Annotated in this window: 16 protein-coding genes; 5 read left to right on the top strand and 11 right to left on the bottom strand. The window is 66.8% G+C overall.

The window, feature by feature from the left end; translation table 11 throughout:
• Nucleotides 1–12: 12 nt before the first annotated feature.
• Together GII31_RS19090 and GII31_RS19085 are read right to left on the bottom strand one after the other, a co-directional pair.
• Nucleotides 13–705, bottom strand: coding sequence for an SDR family NAD(P)-dependent oxidoreductase (locus tag GII31_RS19090; RefSeq protein WP_213244939.1), 693 nt, complete (start codon nucleotides 703–705; stop codon nucleotides 13–15).
• Nucleotides 706–783: 78 nt separating this feature from the next.
• Nucleotides 784–1,665, bottom strand: coding sequence for an alpha/beta fold hydrolase (locus GII31_RS19085; RefSeq protein ID WP_213244938.1), 882 nt, complete (start codon nucleotides 1,663–1,665; stop codon nucleotides 784–786).
• A gap of 157 nt (nucleotides 1,666–1,822) precedes the next feature.
• On the opposite strand from GII31_RS19085, the gene GII31_RS19080 reads away from it, so the two are divergent.
• Nucleotides 1,823–3,229 (top strand): MFS transporter, encoded by a 1,407-nt coding sequence (locus tag GII31_RS19080; protein ID WP_213244937.1) that lies wholly within the window; start codon nucleotides 1,823–1,825, stop codon nucleotides 3,227–3,229.
• 114 nt (nucleotides 3,230–3,343) lie between these two features.
• Here GII31_RS19080 and GII31_RS19075 read toward each other — a convergent pair whose 3' ends face one another.
• Nucleotides 3,344–4,903: an MFS transporter gene (locus GII31_RS19075; RefSeq protein ID WP_213244936.1), complete on the bottom strand. Its 1,560-nt coding sequence runs from the start codon at nucleotides 4,901–4,903 to the stop codon at nucleotides 3,344–3,346.
• 153 nt (nucleotides 4,904–5,056) lie between these two features.
• Between GII31_RS19075 and GII31_RS19070 the strand changes: the two genes are divergently transcribed.
• From GII31_RS19070 to GII31_RS19060, 3 genes are all read left to right on the top strand, one after another.
• The gene (locus tag GII31_RS19070; RefSeq protein WP_407649840.1) at nucleotides 5,057–5,539 is read left to right on the top strand and encodes a MarR family winged helix-turn-helix transcriptional regulator; all 483 of its coding nucleotides are present in this window, start codon (nucleotides 5,057–5,059) and stop codon (nucleotides 5,537–5,539) included.
• Nucleotides 5,540–5,698: 159 nt separating this feature from the next.
• Complete coding sequence (locus GII31_RS19065; RefSeq protein WP_213244935.1) at nucleotides 5,699–7,282, top strand: GMC oxidoreductase; 1,584 nt, start codon at nucleotides 5,699–5,701, stop codon at nucleotides 7,280–7,282.
• A 233-nt stretch (nucleotides 7,283–7,515) separates the two neighbouring features.
• Complete coding sequence (locus GII31_RS19060; protein WP_456071413.1) at nucleotides 7,516–9,129, top strand: GMC oxidoreductase; 1,614 nt, start codon at nucleotides 7,516–7,518, stop codon at nucleotides 9,127–9,129.
• Nucleotides 9,130–9,151: 22 nt separating this feature from the next.
• Here GII31_RS19060 and GII31_RS19055 read toward each other — a convergent pair whose 3' ends face one another.
• The 3 genes from GII31_RS19055 to GII31_RS19045 are packed head-to-tail and all read right to left on the bottom strand — an operon-like array spanning nucleotide 9,152 to nucleotide 12,405.
• Entirely contained in the window at nucleotides 9,152–10,153 is a 1,002-nt protein-coding gene (locus GII31_RS19055) for an enoyl-CoA hydratase/isomerase family protein (protein ID WP_260840110.1), read from the bottom strand.
• 45 nt (nucleotides 10,154–10,198) lie between these two features.
• Nucleotides 10,199–11,284, bottom strand: coding sequence for an NAD(P)H-dependent amine dehydrogenase family protein (locus tag GII31_RS19050; RefSeq protein ID WP_213244932.1), 1,086 nt, complete (start codon nucleotides 11,282–11,284; stop codon nucleotides 10,199–10,201).
• 59 nt (nucleotides 11,285–11,343) lie between these two features.
• Nucleotides 11,344–12,405, bottom strand: a complete 1,062-nt coding sequence (locus tag GII31_RS19045; protein ID WP_213244931.1) for a Rieske 2Fe-2S domain-containing protein — start codon at nucleotides 12,403–12,405, stop codon at nucleotides 11,344–11,346.
• 124 nt (nucleotides 12,406–12,529) lie between these two features.
• Here GII31_RS19045 and GII31_RS19040 point away from each other — a divergent pair, with 124 nt between their 5' ends.
• Complete coding sequence (locus GII31_RS19040; protein ID WP_213244930.1) at nucleotides 12,530–13,138, top strand: TetR/AcrR family transcriptional regulator; 609 nt, start codon at nucleotides 12,530–12,532, stop codon at nucleotides 13,136–13,138.
• Nucleotides 13,139–13,282: 144 nt separating this feature from the next.
• On the opposite strand, the gene GII31_RS19035 is transcribed toward GII31_RS19040, so the two are convergent.
• The 5 genes from GII31_RS19035 to GII31_RS19015 all read right to left on the bottom strand — a co-directional run bounded on the left by GII31_RS19035 (nucleotide 13,283) and on the right by GII31_RS19015 (nucleotide 19,208).
• Complete coding sequence (locus tag GII31_RS19035; protein WP_213244929.1) at nucleotides 13,283–14,197, bottom strand: esterase/lipase family protein; 915 nt, start codon at nucleotides 14,195–14,197, stop codon at nucleotides 13,283–13,285.
• Nucleotides 14,198–14,250: 53 nt separating this feature from the next.
• Nucleotides 14,251–15,753 (bottom strand): ABC transporter ATP-binding protein, encoded by a 1,503-nt coding sequence (locus tag GII31_RS19030; RefSeq protein ID WP_260840109.1) that lies wholly within the window; start codon nucleotides 15,751–15,753, stop codon nucleotides 14,251–14,253.
• A complete protein-coding gene (locus GII31_RS19025) occupies nucleotides 15,750–16,487 on the bottom strand; it encodes an ABC transporter permease (protein ID WP_213244927.1) in 738 nt (245 codons plus the stop codon). The genes GII31_RS19030 and GII31_RS19025 overlap by 4 nt, the downstream gene beginning before the upstream one ends.
• A 158-nt stretch (nucleotides 16,488–16,645) precedes the next feature.
• A complete protein-coding gene (locus tag GII31_RS19020) occupies nucleotides 16,646–17,641 on the bottom strand; it encodes an ABC transporter permease (RefSeq protein WP_260840108.1) in 996 nt (331 codons plus the stop codon).
• Complete coding sequence (locus GII31_RS19015) at nucleotides 17,631–19,208, bottom strand: ABC transporter substrate-binding protein (RefSeq protein WP_260840107.1); 1,578 nt, start codon at nucleotides 19,206–19,208, stop codon at nucleotides 17,631–17,633. Before GII31_RS19015 ends, GII31_RS19020 begins: the two co-directional genes overlap by 11 nt.
• Nucleotides 19,209–19,503 lie beyond the last annotated feature (295 nt).

Below are 19,503 nucleotides of genomic sequence, written 5' to 3'. Positions count from 1 at the left end.
ACGAGTAGGCGGTCAGGCGTCGCCGTAGACCGGCACCCGGGCTCCGCTGATGGGGGCGGCGTCGGCGCTGCTGAGGAACGCGATCACCTTGGCGATGGCGGCGGGGCTGACCGCGCGGGCGGCCAGGTCGTCGGACATCCAGGTGCGGTTGGCGGGGGTGTCGATCACCGACGGCAGCACCGTGTTGACCCGGATTTTCTTGGGGCGCAACTCCTCAGCCAGCAACTCGGTGATCCGGACGACGGCGGCCTTGCTGGTGGCGTGGGCCAGTGGCGCGGCACCGGCGACGGCGGTCTTGGAGCCGACGGTGACGATCGATCCGCCGCCGGTGGCCTCGAAACGCTTGGCGGCCTCACGGGCCGACCACACCACCGAGTCGACATTGGAGTCGATCATAGCGTCCCAGATGTCCTCGGTGAGGTCGGCCAGTGAACTCGGCTGGAAACCGCCGGCGAGAGTGACCAGGGTGTCGGGGGTGCCGATCGCGTCGATCGCCTCCCACGCGGCCGTCGTGGCGGCGGCATCGGAGAGCTGGGCGCCCACCGCGTGGACGTTCTCGGTCTGCCCCAGGGCATCGAGGCGCTCACCGGCGATGTCGACGGCGACGACGGCCGCGCCTGCGGCCAGGAACTCGGAGACCACGGCCTGCCCGAGGGCGCCCGCGGCTCCCGTGACGACGACCAGACGCTGCGATGAATCGGTCATTTCTCTCCTCAGATTGCGATGGTGGTGGGCCGGTACAGCCGCGACGGGCTATACCGTAAAACATACCGTAAGGACGAATCAGGGGTTCGGGCGTGCGATCGCGCGCCGGATCTCGGCGAGCAGTTCGAGCGGATAGTCGAGCATCACGTGATGGCCGGCCTCCGGGAAGGTGACGATCCGGGAGATCGTCCGTAGCCCGGACACGATCTCCCCGGCCATGAACGCGGTCATCCGGCCCTTGCCGGAGCGGATCACGGTGACCGTGGCGTCGGGGTCGGGCATCGGTGCCCTGTGATCGAGGTCGATGCCGAACGTCCGGTCGAACTTCCAGCGCCAGCCCTCGCTCTCCTCGACCACCGAACCGGCCGCCACGTAATCCTTGGCGTAGGTGTAGCACGGGTGGTCGGGGACCAGCCGGTAGCGGGCCAGCAGATCGTCCCGGCTCGGGTAGAACCTGCGGCCGGTGCTGCGGATCTCTGGCACCGACTGACCGCCCGTCTGCGCCGCCCGGATCTGGTCGGGGTGGAAGATCTCCGAATCGATGATGAGGATGTTGTCGATGACATCGGGGAACAGCGTCGACGCCTTGGCGGTGATCAGGCCACCGAGGCTGTGGCCCACCACCAGCAGCTGATCAGTCACGCCGGCCGCCAGCGCGACGGCGTGCACCTCGGCGGCCCAGCCGTCGAAGCTGTACGAGTCACGCCAGTCGCTGTCCCCGTGCCCGGACAGGTCGAGGGCCGCCACCCGGCGATCACCGGCCAGCTGCGGTGCCAGGTGATCCCACCAGCCCGAATGCGCGGCACCACCGTGCACCAGCAGCACACCGGGCGCGCCCTCGGGGCCCCACGTGCGGTACACGATCCGCGCGCCGTCGACCTCCAGGCAGTGTTCCTGAGCGGGGGTGCCGACCGCGTCGGTGAACCACTGTGGGGCGGGGGCGGCCTCATCGATCGGCATGGGGGTCCTTCCTGAAAAGGGGCTTTGGATCGACTCTAGGTGAGTACAACCGGACTACCCGCACCGGTGTCGCCGCTGCCTGGGAGAACGCCGCGACCGGCTCCGGGCGGGCGGCCCGGTGTGCTGTGCGCGCCCTGAACTCGGGCAGTATTGAACGATGGTCACAGTGCATCGCAATACGGAATCCGTACGGCCGATCGCACTGATCTACACCGCTCTCACCTCGTCGATCGTGGCCTCCCTCGGCATGCTGCTGGTGCCGACGATCTCCCGGGAACTCGACGTCGCGGTGAGCGCGGCGCAGTGGACCCTCACCATCAATCTGCTGGTCGGCGCCGTCGTCACGCCGGTGATGGGCAGGCTGAGCGACGGACCGCACAAGAAGCGGCTGCTCATGGTGTCGTTACTGATCATCATGGCCGGATCGGTGATCGCGGCGTCGGCGCCCAACTTCTCGGTGTTCCTCGTGGGCCGGGCATTGCAGGGACTGACCTACGGCATCGTGCCGGTGACCATCGCGGTCGCCCGGCGCTATCTGCCGCCCGACCGGCTCGCCGGCGGCATCTCGTCGCTGTCGGTGACGGTCGCGACCGGCCTGGGTCTCGGCTACCCGCTCACCGGTCTGCTGGCCGCCGACTTCGGTTTCCGGACGGCGTTCGGGTTCGCTGTCGCCTTCATCGCCTCGGCGATCGCCGTGGTGTGGTGGACGGTTCCCGACGGCCCGGACGAGCAGGCGCCCACCCGGCCGTTCGACCTGCGCGGCGCGGCGCTGTTCGGTACCGGCCTGGCGGCCCTGCTCATCGGCATCAGCCAGGGACCGGCCTGGGGCTGGATGTCGGGGCGCGCACTCACGACCATCGCAGCCGCGCTCGTCCTGCTGTCCATCTGGGTGGCGGTGTCACTGCGCACCCCGCACGCGATGGTCAACCTGCGGGTGATCCGCCGCCCCGACGTGCTGCTGGCCAACGGCGCCGCCATCGGGCTCGGGATCGCCATGTACATGGGACTCTCGATCATCAGCCTCGTCGCGCAGTCGCCGGAGAGCACCGGTTTCGGTCTCGCGGTGCCGGTGCTGTGGGCGGGTTTCGTGATGCTGCCGCTGTCGGTGGGCAGTTTCGCCGCTAACCGGGTGGTGCGGGCGCTGGCGGCGCGGACGTCGCTGACGACGTTCCTGCCCATCGGGGCGAGCGTGCTGACCGCGGCGGCCTTCGTCATGTTGTTCGCACACACCCACCTGTGGGAACTCATGGCGAGCCAGTTTCTGTTCGGGGTGGGTATCGGCACCACTTACGCCGCGATGCCCGGACTCATCGCGCGCAGCGTCGTCACCGAGGAACTGGGCAGCGCGGTGAGCTTCAATCAGGTGCTGCGCACGCTCGGCGGTGCGATCGGCAGCGCGCTGTCGGGGGCGGTGCTCACCGCGCACGCGGTCAGTGCGGGCGGACCGCCGTCCGAGCGCGGTATCGAGGTGGCGCTGGCGATCAGCGCGGTGGGCTGTGCGGCGGTGTGCGCGGCCCTCACCGTCAACCTGATCCGCGGCGGTGTGCGCGAACGGGAGCAGTGACCGCCGGACGCCGACGGCCACCACAACAACAGCTACGAGGACAACTGGGAGAACAACCACGACGGCGGCCGGACCCGATCGGGTCCGGCCGCCGTGTCGTCGAGGTGGTGGTGACTACGTGCCCGCCGCCGTCGGCCGGGTGTCGGTGAGCTGGGTGTCGGTGAGCGGGGTATCGGCAGGCTGGATGTCGCCGGGCTCGGGGACGCCGTCCACCGGCAATCGGTCGGGCTGGGCTCCCGGCACCAGCATGGCGATGGCGACGCCGACGAAGGCGGCGATGGCGCCGATCAGGAAGCACCAGGTGAAGGTCGAATCGGCGGGGAAACTGATCCCGTCGACGTCGATCGTCGAGGAGGTGAGCACGAGCGCCATCACCGCCGACGCGGAGGTGGTGCCCACCGACCGCATCAGGGAGTTGAAGCCGACGGCCGCACCGGCCTCCGACATCGGGACGTTCCCCAGGATGAGGGTGGGCATCGCCGCATAGCCGATACCCACGCCGGCGGCGCAGATCATCGACGCGATCATCAGCTGCCATGCCGAACCCATCATGAACGCGGCGAACAGGTATCCGAAGCCGAGGACGGTGGCGCCCAGCATCAGCGTGTACTTGGGGCCGATCCGGTTGATCAGGGTCGCCGAGACGGGGGCGAACACCAGCATCATCACACCGCCGGGAGCCATCCACAGACCGGCCTGCAGGATGGTCTGGCCGAGGCCGTAGCCGGTGCTCTTCGGGGATTCGAGCAGCAGCGGCACCACGATCGACTGCGCCATCATGCCGAAACCGATGGCCACACCGGCGATGTTGCAGAACAGCACCGCGGGGCGGGCGCCGGTGCGCAGGTCGATGAGCGGATCGCGGTGGCCGAGTTCGTAGCGGCCCCACGCGGCGAACACGATCAGACCCGCGGCCAGCATGCCCAGTGTCGTCACGCTCGACCAGCCCCAGTCGTTGCCCTTGGTGATCGCGGTGAGCAGCAGGACCAGGCCGGTGGCCAGGCCGATCGCGCCACCCCAGTCGAGGCGGCCGCCGACGGCGTCGTGGACGGACGGCACGACGAAGAACGTCAACACCAGTGTGATCGCCGCGAGGGCGGCGGACACCCAGAACAGGACGTGCCAGTTGCCCGATTCGTAGATCGCGGCGGCCATCGGCAGGCCGATCGCGCCGCCGACACCCATCGTCGCCGACATGGTGGCGACGGCGATCGAGGTCAGCCGGGGCGGGGTGACCTCACGCATCAGGCTGATGGCCACCGGGATGAAGCCCATCGCGAGTCCCTGGACGGCACGCCCGACGACCATCGGGACCAGGCTCGATCCGACGGCGCAGATGACCGAACCGAGCACCAGCAGTGCGGCACTGACCAACAGCACCCGCTTTTTTCCGAACATGTCGGCCAGGCGTCCGGCGATCGGCATCGCGACCGCCGCGGCGAGCAGGGTGGCGGTGATGACCCACGAGGCGTTGGTGCGCGAGGTGTCGAGCAGGCCCGGAAGCTCGGGTTGCAACGGGACGACGAGGGTCTGCATCAGGGAGGCGACCAGACCGCCGAAGCAGAGGGTCGCGATGATCAGTACCGGGTTGGCACCCCTTGCCTGTGCCTCGACGGCGGCCGGGGTCGTATCCGTACCGGCCGGGTCCTGGACGCCCTTGGTGTGCTTGGACATGACACCTCCTTCGGCTATGCATAGTACATATGTAACCTACATATGGGAATCGCCCTCTAGATTGAATACGTGTGACGGGGCGGAATGCCCGATATATGTGTGGCGATCCGCCGGAAGGCGGACTGCCGCGTCGGAAGTGGGTGTGATCGGGAGATGATGTTGGACAGTCGCGAACAGGACGAAGCCGATGGTTCCTTCATGCCGTGGCCGTCCCAACAGATCCACGACATCGTCGATGAACTGCTCCGATTGAATCGGCGCAAGATCAACACCTTCGCCGGTGCCGTCCTGGAGGCATCCGCCTTCACCATCCTGTTGCGGCTCTGGGAGGGCCCGCGCACCCTGCGCGAATTGTCCGTCGAGCTCGAACTCGAACAGTCCACGGTCAATCGCCAGGTCAACGCCGCGATCAAACACGGCTACGTGGAGCGCTTCGCCGTCGAGGGCAGTGCGAGCAAGATGCTGCGACCCACTGAGGCGGGTCGGGCGGCGTTCGTGCACGACGGCAACCTGCGCGCCGACCGCCTGCGCCGGGTGTTCGATGACCTCGCGCCCGGCCGTCCCGAGGTGTTGCTGCACGAACTGCGCGCCTACAACGACGCCTACGAGCGGGCGGTGCGGGCCGAAGGGCTCTGACCCGGGACGGCCCGCAGGACGCCGACGGGTCACCGGTTGCAAGTCAGGGCACGGTATTCGACATCGCGCAATGTTGACGAACACCGGTTACGCTCCGGTAAGTTTCCCTACAGTGTTTTCTGGGGCCGTCTGGTCTCACGGGTGTATCAGGGGAGTGGAATGTCCTTGTCAACGCGTCGTACCTTTCTCAAGGGCGCAGCCGCGGTGGGTGCCGGAGTGGCCGGTGCCCAGCTTGTTCCCGGCGCGGCCTCGGGTGCTCCGCGCGTGCGGACCGACCGGTCCGAGCAGCGTGCGATCGTCATCGGCTCGGGCTTCGGTGGGGGTGTGGCCGCGCTGCGCCTGGCCCAGGCCGGTGTCAACGTGCTGGTCCTCGAGCGTGGTAAGCGCTGGCCCACCGGCCCCAACGCCCGGACCTTTCCCACCGCCCAGAACATGGACCGGCGGACCCTGTGGCACAAGTCCGCGCCCAACCTGTTCGGTCGGCCGTTCGGTCAGGATCCGTACGTCGGCCTGTTCGAGACCGTTGTCAGCCCCACGATGTCGGCGGTGTGCGCGGCCGGTGTCGGTGGCGGATCACTGGTGTACCTCGGCATGACCTTGCAGCCCAGGCGCTCGGTGTTCAACGCCTGGTTCCCCGATGCCCTGGACTACTCGACGATGGATCGCGTCCACTACCCCCGGGTGGCGCGGATGCTCAAGGCGGGTGTCGCGCCCGATGTGCTGATCAACTCGCACGCCTACCGGGGCGCCCGCGAGTTCGCCAAGCGCGCCCGCCGGGCGGGGATGCCGGTGGAGAAACTGCGCGCACCCATCGACTGGAACTACGCGATCGCGGAGAACCATGGCCGGATGCGGCGGTCCTACACCGTGGGCGACACGCTGTTCGGTGTCAACAACGGCGGCAAGCACAGCATCGACGTCACCTACCTGCGTCAGGCCGAGGCCACCGGCCGGGTCACCGTCGCCACCCAGCACGAGGTCACCGGCATCTCCCGCGGCCGTACCGGCAAGTGGATCGTGAACGTCAACCGCACCGATAAATCGGGGCGGGTGGTGCAGCGCAAGGTGTACACCACCAAGGCGCTGATCCTCGCCGCGGGCAGCCTGAACACGAGCAAGCTGCTGGTAAAGGCCAAGCGGAGCGGGGCCATCTCCAACCTGCCCGACGGCGTCGGCCATGGCTGGGGCACCAACGGTGACCGTACCTTCTCCTGGACGGGCATCACCGCCGATCTCGGTGCGCCGCAGGGTGGTCCGGTCGTCTACGGTTCGCGGAACTGGTCCAATCCGCGCACCGCGTACACGCTGGTGCAGGCGGCCGCACCCAAGTTCCTGGGTGTCGACGCCCGCAGCACCATGTTGTTCGGCTACGGGGCGAGCGGCACCCGCGGCAGCATCGGGGTCGACCCGCTGACCGGCAACCCCTCCATCAACTGGCCGCTCGGCGGTGACGCGGGCGTGGCCGGCCGACTCAACGCGGCCGCCCACCGCATCGGCGGCATCGACCCGGTCACCGACCTCAATCTGGTCACCCCGTTCACCTGGCATCCGCTCGGCGGCGCCAACATGGGCGTGGTGTGCGATCTGGAGGGCCGGGTCAAGGGGCAGCGCGGTCTGTATGTTCTGGACGGCTCCCTGCTGCCCGGCACCGCGGGCGCCTGCAACCCGTCGATGACCATCGCGGCGGTCGCCGAACGCGCCATGGACCGGATCGTCACGCGCGACGTCGGCTCCATCATCTGAGTGCCCGGCGTCCGCGGATCGTTCGGTATCCGAAGGGTCGTCATGTCTCATTCAGTGGGACAAATACGTTGTCCGGTAACCTAATTGAGGTGCTCATCACAGTGACACGAAGCGTGTGACCTGGCAGGGTTACCGGTTAGTAGGATAAGTTCCATCACTTGTGTGCGATCCGGGGTGCGTCGCTCGTCCGGGTCTCGGCCAACTGACCCCGGAGTACCGTCATGTCTTCAGCCCTGTCAGCCTCATCCCGCCGTACCTTCATCAAGGGGGCTGCGGCAGTCGGTGCCGGTGCCGCCGCGGCGCAGTTCATCCCGAGTGTCGGATCAGCCTCCGCCGCGCCCCACGCCGCCGGCAAGCCCTCTCGTGTCCGCACCACCCGCGAGGAGCATCGCGTGGTGGTCATCGGGTCCGGATTCGGCGGCGGTATCTCGGCGCTGCGGCTCGCACAGGCGGGCGTCGACGTACTCGTCCTCGAACGCGGCCGCCGCTGGACGGCCGGCCCCAACTCCGACACCTTCCCGCGGGCATCGGCACCCGACAAGCGGATCCTGTGGCATCGGTCCGCACCCACCCTGTTCGGACGCCCCGTCGCCTTCGAGCCGTACGTCGGCCTGCTCGAGACGGTGATGGGCGACAACATGATGGCGATCTGCCCGACCGGCGTCGGCGGGGGATCGCTGATCTATCAGGGCATGACGTTGCAGCCCGCGGAGTCGGTGTTCAACGAGTGGTTCCCCGAACAACTCGACTGGCAGTTGTTGAACCGCGTGCACTACCCGCGGGTCGCCCGGATGCTCAAGATCGCCGTCGCCCCCGACAGGCTGATCAACTCCGCCAACTACAAGGTGGCCCGAGAATTCGCCAAGCGGGTCCGGCGGGCTGGTCTGCCGCTGGCCAAGATTCCGATGCCCATCGACTGGAACTACGCGCTCGCCGAACTCGACGGCAAGATGCGGCCGTCGTACACCAACGGTGACGGTGCGCTCGGCGTCAACAACGGCGGCAAGCACAGCGTCGACGTCACCTACATCGCCAGGGCCGAGGCGACCGGGCGGGTGCGGGTGGCCACCCAGCACACCGTGACCTCCATCGCGCGGCGCGCCGACGGCAAGTGGACCGTCCACGTCGACCGCACCGACGAGACCGGCCGCACCGTGGAGAAGAAGATCCTCACCACCCCGGCGCTGATCATGGCCGCGGGCAGTGTGAACACCAGCAAACTGCTGGTCAAGGCCAAGGCGACCGGCGCCATCTCCGACCTCCCCGACGGTGTCGGCCGGGGGTGGGGCACCAACGCCGACCGCATCTATTCCTGGGTCAGCCCCGCCTCCGGTTTCGGTCCTGTACAGGGTGGGCCGGTCGTGTATGGCTCCAAGAACTGGAGCGATCCCAAAAACGCCTTCACCTTCATCCAGGCGTCGATGCCGCCGGTGGCGCCGGAGGCGGTCGGTGCGACGACGCTGGTCGGTTTCGGCGTCAGTAAGGGGCGGGGCAAGGTTGTCTTCGACTCCGCCACGGGCGAAGCGGTGTTGCGCTGGCCGCACGAGGGCGATGCCTCCATCCAGCACCGCTACATCGAACCGGCGATCCGTAAGATCACCCGGTCCGATCTGCTGCTCGACAGCGCAGCAGTGGTCCCCAACACCTGGCATCCGCTCGGCGGCGCCAACCTGGGTGTGGTGTGCGACCTCGAAGGCCGCGTCAAGGGCCAGAAGGGTCTCTACGTGCTCGACGGCGCGCTGATGCCCGGCAACACCGCGGCGTGCAACCCGTCGATGACCATCGCCGCCATCGCCGAACGCGCCCTCGACGACATTGTCGCCAAGGACGTGGGCAGCCTCATCTGAGTGTGGCCGGAGGTATTCGGACCTAACCGATCTCGTCGACCAGCCCCCACCGGTGCGCGGTGGGGGCGTCGATGGTTTCGCCGGAGAGCAGCAGATAAGCGGTGCGGTGGCGGCCGATACGTCTTGGGACGCTGAACATTCCACCCGCGCCCGGGACAAGTCCGACCGACAGTTCGGGGAGCCCGAGCACCGTGTCGGGGTGTGCGCGGACGGTACCGCAGAAGGCGGCCATCTCCAGTCCGCTGCCGAGTACCTGCCCGTGGATGCGGACGCGCAGCGCGGTGCCCAGGCGTTGTTCGAGCTGGAACAGACCGAGGGCGGGGGAGTGCCGGGTGCGGGCCAGATGCGCCGACGCCGGGTCGTCGAAACCGCCGAAGTCGGCGAGGTCGCCTCCGCTGCAAAAGGATTTACCCGCACCCGAGATCTCGACGGCGGTGATCGTCGGATCCAGATGTGCCAGATTCAGTGCTTCGATGAGCAGTGCCCGCATTCCGTCGTTGAACGCGTTGTGCCGGCGAGGGCGATGGAACTCGATGTGCAGGGTGTCGCCGTCGCGGTGATAGAGCAGGGGCGTGGTCTCGTCGGCCCTGGGCGTCGACGGACCGCGGGAGGCCAGCCACCGGGCGAACTCGGGGCCGGCCTGCAGGGTCGAATAGGCCAGGGATTCGACGATGAGCGCGGGACGCAGGTCGGCGGCCGGGTCGACGGCGCGCAGGACGTCGTCACAGGTGGCCGCCGTGATGGGGGAGTCGGTGACCCGGCGGGCGATCTCGCGGGCCGCCGTGCGGGGATCGGCAACGGTTACCGCGCGCCGGTCATCGGTGGTGGCCGTGGTGAGCGTGACAGTGGCCCGGTCGAGCCAGAACCGGGTGCCGGGGGCGGTGAGGTCGTCGGCGACGGCCACGATCGGCACGCCGAGCGAGGTCGCCTCGTCCGGTGTCACCTCGTCCGGGGTCCTGGGGTCGGACGAGGCGTCGACGATGCGGATGGCGCTGTAGGGGACGATGGAGCTGTCGGGGTCCATCGGACCATCTTGCCCGACGGCCCTGCTCAGTTCGTGAGGCCCTGCTCAGTTCTTGAATCGTCCCGCGAACGCGCGCAGCGGCAGGTCGTTGCTGGTGATGATGCCCGGTGGGGCGGCGACCACCGATCGCAGCGAGTTGAGCAGCGGCATACCGGTGACGGTCATGCCGATCTTCGCGAAGTTGTCCGCGTTCGACAGATCCATGCCCTTGGGCGGGAAAATCATGTGTTTGCTGTAGACCATCGGGTCGCCGGTGATCTGGGTGATGTAGCAGCCCTTGATATCCCACGACGGATCGGTGTGCGGGGTCATCTGCCATTCGAGGTTCGACTCGATGCGCGTCACGCCGTCGACGACGCCCTGATAACTGATGTAGTTGCCGCCGAGTGATCCCTTGGGCAGCTGATACCAGCCAAGATCGACATCCTTTGTGCAGGCACCCAATTCGTAGGTGAAGCGCACCTCGTCGAGTTCCAGTCCGAATGCGTCGGCCAGCAGGTACACCGAGTCGGCGAACACTGCGGTGTACTTGTACAGCGAGTCGGGGATCGTGGGGTCGTCGACGGGACGACCGTAGCCGACCGCCTTCCAGGTGTCCACCGAATGATGGCACGACACGTCGACCGATTCGGTGACCGAGATGTGTTCGATCTCAGCGACATCGGCGGTGTGCACGATGCCGAGAATCTGGTTGAGGCCGGGGTTCATACCCGAACCGTAGAAGGTGGCACCGCCTCGCTCGCAGGCCTCGGCGATCAGCTCGGACACCTTGCGGCCCGACGGATGCGGGTGGTTGGTGTCGCGGTGATAGCCGGTGATCCAGTCGGCGGTGGTGGCCACATTGATGCCGGCTTCCAGGACGGTGACGTACAGGTCCTCGTCGGGGAACACGCCGTGGAAGGTGAGCACATCCGGTGTGGCGGCGATGATCTCCTCGACGGTGCCGGTGGCGATGACCCCGATGGGGTCGATGCCGACGATCTCACCGGCATCGCGGCCGATCTTGTCGGCCGAATAGCAGTGCAGACCGACAAGTTCGAGGTCGGGATGGCGTTGGATGCGGCCGATGGTCTCGGTGCCGAGGTTTCCGGTGGCAACTTGGAAAACCCGGGTCTTCGCGGGGGAGGTCATAGTGATCCTTTCGCAAGGGCTGGATTGATGCCGGCGTCCTGTCGGGATGAAATCTGCTGTCAGATCGCCAGGCCCGCGGCCTTGCGGAGGTCGTCGAGCTCACCGCGCGAAATGGTGACGAGCTCGTCCGGGCCGTCGGGCGTCGGGTAGAACTGGTTGGCCCACTTGCGGATCGCGCGGAATCCTTGTGCCTCGGACCGGGAGAGTGCGGGTGGATCGGAGTAGCGCTGGTGGGACCAGATATGAATATCGGCCTCGAATTGTTCGATCACGAAGCCGGCCATTGTCTTTCCGAACCCGGTGATGTCCGGGGTGTTTTCCTCGCCGCGTTTGCGGCCGATCCAGACGGTGAACCGGACGTCGGACGTCTTGTCGTCGACGGGGGTGACGGCGGGCATGGTGCGGTTGTCGACCATGCCCCAGCTGCGGGTGACGGCGCAGCCCAGGCCCGCGTTGATGGATTCGACTCCGCTGGCGGCGCCTTCGAGGGTCGCGCCCTCCTCGAAGGCGATGGTGAAGTCGACATAGGAGATCGGCCCGGAAAAGTCGTGGCGGGTGAACTCGGGCATGAACGGGGTGCCGTGCACGAACTTGAAGTGTGCGAAGTCGACGCCGTTCTCCATCACGTACTGCGGATGCAATTCCAGGCCGGGGCAGTAGAGGGTGGCCGCCGGTACCGGCGGGTAGTAGTCGTCGGCGGTCTTGTCGTCGGGAAAGTCGGCGAAGATATCCGGTACGTCGAAATACGGCTCGCGGCCCTTCGTGTCGTACCAGATCCACACGGCTTCATTGCGTTCCACCGTCGGGTAGCTGCGAATCCGGCGCCCCTTGTTGGGATGCTCCTCGTAGGGCACGCACACATTGCGGCCCTCGGTATTCCATTCCCAACCGTGGAACGGGCAGGCGAGGTTCTCGCCGACGACGTGTCCGCCGTACCCGAGGTGGGCGCCGAGGTGCTCGCAGTAGGCGTCGAATACGGAGATGCGGCCCGACGCCGAGCGCCAGGCCACCATCTCGCGGCCGAAATACTTCATCGTGTGCACGGCGCCGACGCCGATCTCGGGTGACCAGGCGACCTGGAACCACCCGGTCGGTTCCATCGACAGGGGTGGCGGTGCCATGGTTGATCCTCCGACGAAGCTGTGACGGCAGTAACACCACCGAACATAGAACCCTCTTTGAAAGAAGACAAGAGGGTTCTGTGAAACTGGTCGTCAGATGGTCGCCGACACTAGGATCGCGCACATGACCGAGCCCACACGGCGAGCGAACAAGCGTGGTGTGGCCACCCGCGAGACGATGATCGAGGTCGCGATATCGTCGCTGGCCACCGGTGATCCGGCGGCGGTGTCGGGCAACCGGATCGCCCGTGAGGTGGGCGTGACCTGGGGGGCTATCAAATACCAGTTCGGCGACATCGACGGGCTGTGGGCCGCGGTACTGCGGCACACCGCCCAGCGCCGCGGCGATCTGCCCGCGACCGACAAAGTCGGCGGCACGGTCGCCGACCGGGTCACCGCCCTCGTCGACGGCATGGTGAGCGGCCTGGGCACCCCCGAGGCCCTGGCCATCGAAACGCTGCGGGCCGCACTGCCCCGTGAACAGGCCGAACTCGAACGCGACTACCCGCTCACCGCAGCCGAACTGGCTTCCTGGAAACCCGGTTGGGATGCGGCCTGCGCGCGTGCCTTCGCCGACCTCGGTGTCGACCCGGTACGCGTCCGCCAGGTTGCGGCCCTGCTGCCGGCGGCTCTACGCGGTCTCACCTCCGAGCGTGTTCTGGGGACATACAGCAACCTCGACGACGCCCGCGCCGGCCTCATAGGCTCGGTCACCGCCTACCTGTCGGGATAGCTCGGGTCGATAGCGCGATGGGCTGCTGCGGTGGACATCTGCTCGGTTCCTCGCGAGCGGAGTAACCCGAGCGCATCGGTAGTGGTGAGCGCATCAGTTCGCGCTTAACCATTTCCTTGAATTCCTACTGGATCCGATTGGCGTTCACGGAAACTTCTGAGCGGTTCGGAGATCGGTTCGGTCCGAGGCCGACGAGCCGAGGGCGTCGATGACCAGATTCGCCACCGCGGAATCGTGAGTCATGCCCAGATGACCGACCCGATTGGCGGGAAAGCGGTCCTGAACCGCCAGATTGCGGACCGACGATCCGGTCAGGAATCCCGATTCCGGTGGTGTCACCACGAGATCGTGACGGGTGATAATCGCGGTGTAGTCGACTCCGTCGACGGTTTCGCCACCGCGATCGGTATCGCGGAGAAGTGCGGATCCGGCCAGTTGATCCATGGCCGCGTTGCCCAGGACGGCTGTTTCGACGTCGCGGATCGCCCGCATCGGTTGCGGGAATAGCTTCTGAGCCTCGGCGAGCACTGTCAGGCCGTGTAGCGTCGTGCCGTGGTGCGGTGCGGCCAGTGTCACGACGCGGCGGATAGCGCCGCCACCGCACTCGTGGAGGTAGCGCCGGATCAGCAGCCCGCCCTGCGAGTGCCCGACCAGGTCGACCAGGGTCGAGCCGGTGCGGCTGCGGACGAGGTCGACGAAGGTGTGCAACTGCCTCGTCGATGTGGTCAGCGGTGCGGTGCCGTAGACGCCGGGCAGCGACCCGGCGACCGACCCGGTATCACGCCCGTAGTTGAAGGTGAACACAGAGAAGCCCGCGCGGCTAAGCCGACCGGCGAGATACCCCAGATCGGCGGCCGAAAGAAACGTACCATGTACGAGAATTACCGGCCGTGGATGCGCGGTCCGCGGATTACGAAAACGGTTGGTGCCCGACGGAATGCCGACGAAGCTGTCCGGTGGCAGCGCCGTGGCCCCGGCGGCCGGAGTGGGGTCCGCGAGCGCCGGACCCCGGCCACCCGGTCCCCAGGTCGCGATCAACGCGACTGCTACTGCCGTCACGGCGGCCCACAGGGCTCTACGGGTAGGCGCCGGACCGCCCCCATGGCCGCCGTTCACGCGGTGTCGCTCCCGGCCATCTCGCCGTCGGGTACCTCGTTCTCCGGCATCTTGTGTGCGGCTGCTTTGGTCCCGTCGTCGGACGACGTGTCGTACAGATCAGCGCGTGGTCGCTGCGCCGGACCGGGTGCGAGATCACGCGAATGGCCGATCCTGATCTCCCGCGCCGCCAATCGATCGACAACCGCGCGGTCGTGTGCGACCAGGATGATCCCGACCGATCCCTCGGCCAGCAAATCGTCGAGCAACGTCACGATCGCGGTGGCCGACTCGCTGTCGAGTGCCGATGTCACCTCATCGCACAGCAGGACCTCGGGTTCGGCGGCGAGTGCTCGGGCGATCGCGACGCGCTGCCGTTGGCCGCCGGATAGCTCGTTCGGCATGCGTGTGAGAAGCTCCTGGGCCAGACCCACTTTCGCGAACAACTCGGCGGCCTGCCCGGCTACCTGGGCACGCGGCACCTTGCGCATCCGCAGCACGCGTTCGACGGCGAGCCCGGCCCGCTGGAGGGGATGCAATGCGTCGAGGGTGTTCTGCGGCACGAGCTGAACCGACAGGCGGTCGCGGCGTGAGCGGCGGACGAGGGAACGGTGGAGCGGACGATCGCCGAGCCTGACCTCCCCGGGCGCTCCGCCTGCCAGCCCCGCCACTCCTCGCAATACCGTCGACTTACCGGCTCCGGAGGCTCCGGAGACGGCGACGCATTCGCCCGGTCGTACCGACACGTCCACTTTCTCGCCCTGGTGCGGTCCGTACGGGAGCGTGAACGATCCGCGCAGGACTGGTGGGGAATCTACGTGCCGCGAGACTCGGACGATCCCCGTTCTTGGGGTCGAGGTCGGGGACCAGGTGGTGAGCCTGCCCGCATCGACCGCGACCACGGAGTCGACGATGCCCGTGGTCGAGCGCAGGTCGTGGGTGATCCAGACCAGCGACGTCCCGTCTTCGCGCAGGCGCTGAAGTTCCGCGCGCACATCGGCAATTGCATCCGGGTCCAGCGCCGAGGTCGGCTCGTCGAGTATCAGGATTCGGGGACGCCGGGCCACCGCGATCGCCAGCCCTGCCCGCTGCAATTGTCCACCCGAGAGCTGTTCGGCTGTGCGCGAGAGGAACTCGCCCGGCAGCCCGACCCGTTCGAGAGTGTCGGCATCGGCGCCGATCGCGTCCAGTACGTGGCCGATACGGCGGCCGGGGGGCAGCACGGCCGAGGGATCTTGCCCAAGGTAGGCGATCTGGCGGCCTCGCAGATCGGCGGCCGAACCGGCGGAGGCCGGGATACCGATCATCGTGGTGCCGTTGATTCGCACGCAACCTCTGGCGACGCTGAGTCCGGGCCGGACGTGCCCCAGCAGCGCGAGTCCGAGAGTTGTCTTACCCGAACCGGATTCCCCGAGTATCGCAAGGGATTCGGCGGGTCCGACCCGGAGTGTCACATCGTCGAGGACGACGCCCTCCCGGCTCCGCACCGTCAATCCGGACACGTCGATGAGCGGTGTCACGCCGTCTCCTGACCACGGTCGAGGGCCGAGTCGGCCGCCAGATTGACCGCCACACATAGCACCGCGATACACAGCAACGGTGCGAGCAGCGTCAGCGGCGCCAGATCCGCGGTACTGAGTGAGGTAGCCACTTGCGTGGCCCAGTCGTCGTCACCGGAATGAATACCCAGAACACCGGCCGCCGCCACGAGGTATATCGCCCCGGTGAAGCGAACGCCGAAATCGGCGAAGAACGGTAGGATCAGTAGCGGGGCGAACTCACGGCCGAACATCCACGGTAGGCGTTCACCCCGGGCGAGGGCCGCCTCCACGTGTACGCGGTAGGTGATCGGCCGGGCGAGTTCGGCGAAGACCCGTGCCGAGAGTGGAGTGGACCCGGCGACCACCGCGATGACAATACCGGTGCGGGTCGGCACCGCGGTGAGGATCACGATCGAGGTGATCAGCGGCGGGAGGACTGCCAGCGCATCGGTAGGGCGAGTGAGCAGATAGCCGAGGGCCCGGCGATGCATCCCGACGATGACTGAGCCCACGCCGATCACCGCACCCAGTGTGACCGCGAGGAGGGTGCCGATCGCTGCGGTGCCGATCAAGGATCGACCGCCGCAGAGCACCCGGGAGAACACGTCCCGCCCGAGCTGGTCCGTTCCGAACCAGTGTGACGATGTGGCGCCCTGAAACGGCGCGGCCACGGACTCGGCGGGATCGAAAGGTGCAAGGAGTGGTCCGATCATCGCCATCACGGTGATCGCGAGGACGATGAGGACCGGCAGCAACCGGGCTACCCGGAGTATCGGCTTCCGTGCCGCGTTCGGCGATAGCTCCGACGGGGGCCCGGCCGCGCTGGGCGGACCTGTTGGTGACATCGCATTGCGGGCCGTCGTTTTCGACGTCATCGTTGCCTTCCGGTCCGATGCCGGACGACCATGCCGGCCGTGTCGGTGACCAGCAGAGCGGTCGCCGCGATGGTCGCCAGCAGCAGAGCGAATGTCTGTGCTACAGGCAGGTCGCCCCCCGATACCGCATTGATCAGAGCCTCGCCTATTCCGGGGTATCCGAATACGCCTTCCACCATCACGGTTCCGCCCAGCAGCGTGGTCAATGAGACGACCCACACCTGCACGGCCGCCGGTACCACCGTGGGCAGCACCGCGAGCCTCGTCACCGATAGTATGCTGAAACCGTTGAGCTGCAAAAACTCTGCGTGATCAGACAGATATGACGTGGCGGCGGCGGCGCGAATGACCCGGGTAGCGTAGACCACGGCGGTGGCACCGAGAGTGACGACCGGCAGCACCAGCACCTCCGGCTGCGCGAGCGGACTCTCACCGGGCGGCACGAGGGACAGCGCGGGCAACCATCCCAGCGTCAGGGCGAAGATCAGCACCCACAGTCCTGCCCAGATGAAGTCGGGAATCGACTGCACGCCGACGATGATCGCCGATGCCGCGGTATCGGCGACACTGCCGCGGCGCCATCCGAGCCAGAGTCCGAGCGCCAGCGACACCGGTACCGCCACGATTCCGACGATTCCCACCAGGATGGCAGTGTTCGCGAGACGATGCCCCAGCAGATCGGCAACCCGCACTCCGGTCGCCGATGTTCCCAGGTCTCCCTTGAGGATGCCGGTGAGCCAGTCTATGTATCGGTCGAGTACTGGCCGGTCAAGTCCCATCTGGGACCTGAGCTCAGCTGCCCGCTCGGGGCCCAGTCGACCTTCGCGAACGGAGACCGGATCACCGGGAAGCAGATCAACTCCGATGAAGACGATCACCGAAAGCAGAAGGAGCATGGCGGCCGTCGCTGCGATCCGGCTGATCAGGTAGCGGGTCAGTACTCCAGGTAGCGAGCGAACCGCAGGCGAGGTCGACTCTCGATCAGTGAACAAATCCCACCTTGCCCAGCCATGGGTACTTCGGTGATTCTCGCTCCACTATCCCGCCGAAGTTGTCTGCCGCGATCGCCAGCGTGTCGGCCCTACCCCAGACAATCCAATTTCCCCGGTCGGCGGCGATCTGCTGCGCTGCCTCCCATGCCGTCCGTCGGCCGCCGTCGGTCGTCTCGTGGAGAGCCCTGTCCAATGCCTGCCCGAACTCCTTGTCGTGGAAGGCCAGCGGGGGGAACGATTGTGACAGACCGTAGCAAGTGGGTAGGTTGAAGGCGCCGATAGGGAAAGCGGACGCATCGTCGGCGGCGAGTGACTTCATATCGAATGCCTCGGTCATGGTGACCTCGTTGACGGTGGCATCGAGACCCAGATCGCGCAGTTGTGACGCGAACAGCTTCGCCGAATCAACCAATCCGACTTCGTAGTTGAAGCAACGGATGCGGAACTGCTTACCGATCGCGCCGGCTTCCTCCAGAAGCGTGCGCGCACGGTCCGTGTCGCGTTTCGGTACGGAGGCATCGAGGTAGTACTTGGCTCCCGCTCCGACCAGGTCGTTGCCGGGCTCTCCGTGGCCGAGCATGATGGTGTCCACGAGAGCCTGACGATCGATACCGAGCCGTAGCGCCTTGCGGAATGCCTCCTGCTTACCCAGATCGCGACTCATATTGATTGCGAAGCAGTAGCTTCCACGAAGATTATCGGGCGACGTACGAACCTGGATACCGGACGTGGACGTCGCCTGCATAGCGGTTGCGAAGGGCACGTCTGCTGCGTAGTCGACTACCTTGGTCTTGACGGCGTTGACCCGAGCACCTGGCTCGGGAAGGCTGAGCAGGACGAGCTCATCGACATTGGCCGGCCCCGCCCAGTACTCGTCGAACCGCTTGAGCACGGTCTGCTCGCCTGGGGCAAACTTCGACAGAGCGTAGGGCCCGGTGCCGATGGTGCTCGTCGTGGTGAATGTGGTTGTCCCGGCCTTGACGATCTGCAGGCTGTCCGATGCCAGCGCGGCTTCCGGCCAGCCGATCCGTCGACCCCTTACCGGAACGCGCACGGTGAGTGGTCCGTCGGCCCGAGCTTTGGCGAAGTCGAAGTACATCAGCAGATCCGAGGGATAGACATTCGCAGGCCCGGCAAAACGGGAAAATGTGAACACCACATCGGCGGAGGTTAATGTGCTGCCATCGTGAAAGGTCACACCCTCACGCAATGCGATAACGAGATCATCGCCCTCGTAGGTGACACCGGTGGCCAGACGCGGCTCGGGTGTGGCGTCGTGAAATGCGAATAACGGATCGAAGATGGAAATGCGTCGCGCGTAGTCGACCGCACTGGGCGCGCCAAGGGGATCAAGGGATTCCGTGGCACCTGATCCCGCGAAGGCAAGGCGGGCTCGACCGCCGGTTCCGATATCTCCGGAAGCGCCGGTCGGTAGAGCTTCGTCGGTGGTCGTCGACGATTCGCTTCCGCAGGCCACCGCGGCAACGGCAAGTGATCCGATCCCGATGGCCGTCAGCAGTTGCCGGCGCGTCATACGGAGGTCGGTCACAGTGATGTTCGGCGGCATTTCCACTCCTTGGGGAACCTGATGAAACATGAGTCTGCGAGTCGTGTGTGACTTTGGTCCCGCCGGTCGGAAAAGAGAACTACTTGCGCCAGAGGGCGAATCGGCAGCCGAGCCGACAGGGACGTGGCAAGGCTAGTAAAATCTCGGGCACCATGTCAACGCATGAGGCGAATCCGGCAACCTCTCAAGGCATAGCGAATTGCTTATTAGTCGACCATTGCGAGCGGAGTGTCTGCTGTCGGCGTTGTCGCCGGCGGAATGTGGATTGCATGTTTCGGCGAAGTGCCGGCCCGTA

Origin of the sequence: Gordonia pseudamarae (assembly GCF_025273675.1) — a bacterium.
GTDB lineage: Bacteria > Actinomycetota > Actinomycetes > Mycobacteriales > Mycobacteriaceae > Gordonia > Gordonia pseudamarae.
Note: the sequence above shows the minus strand (reverse complement) of the source record. Positions and strands in the feature narration are given on the sequence as shown.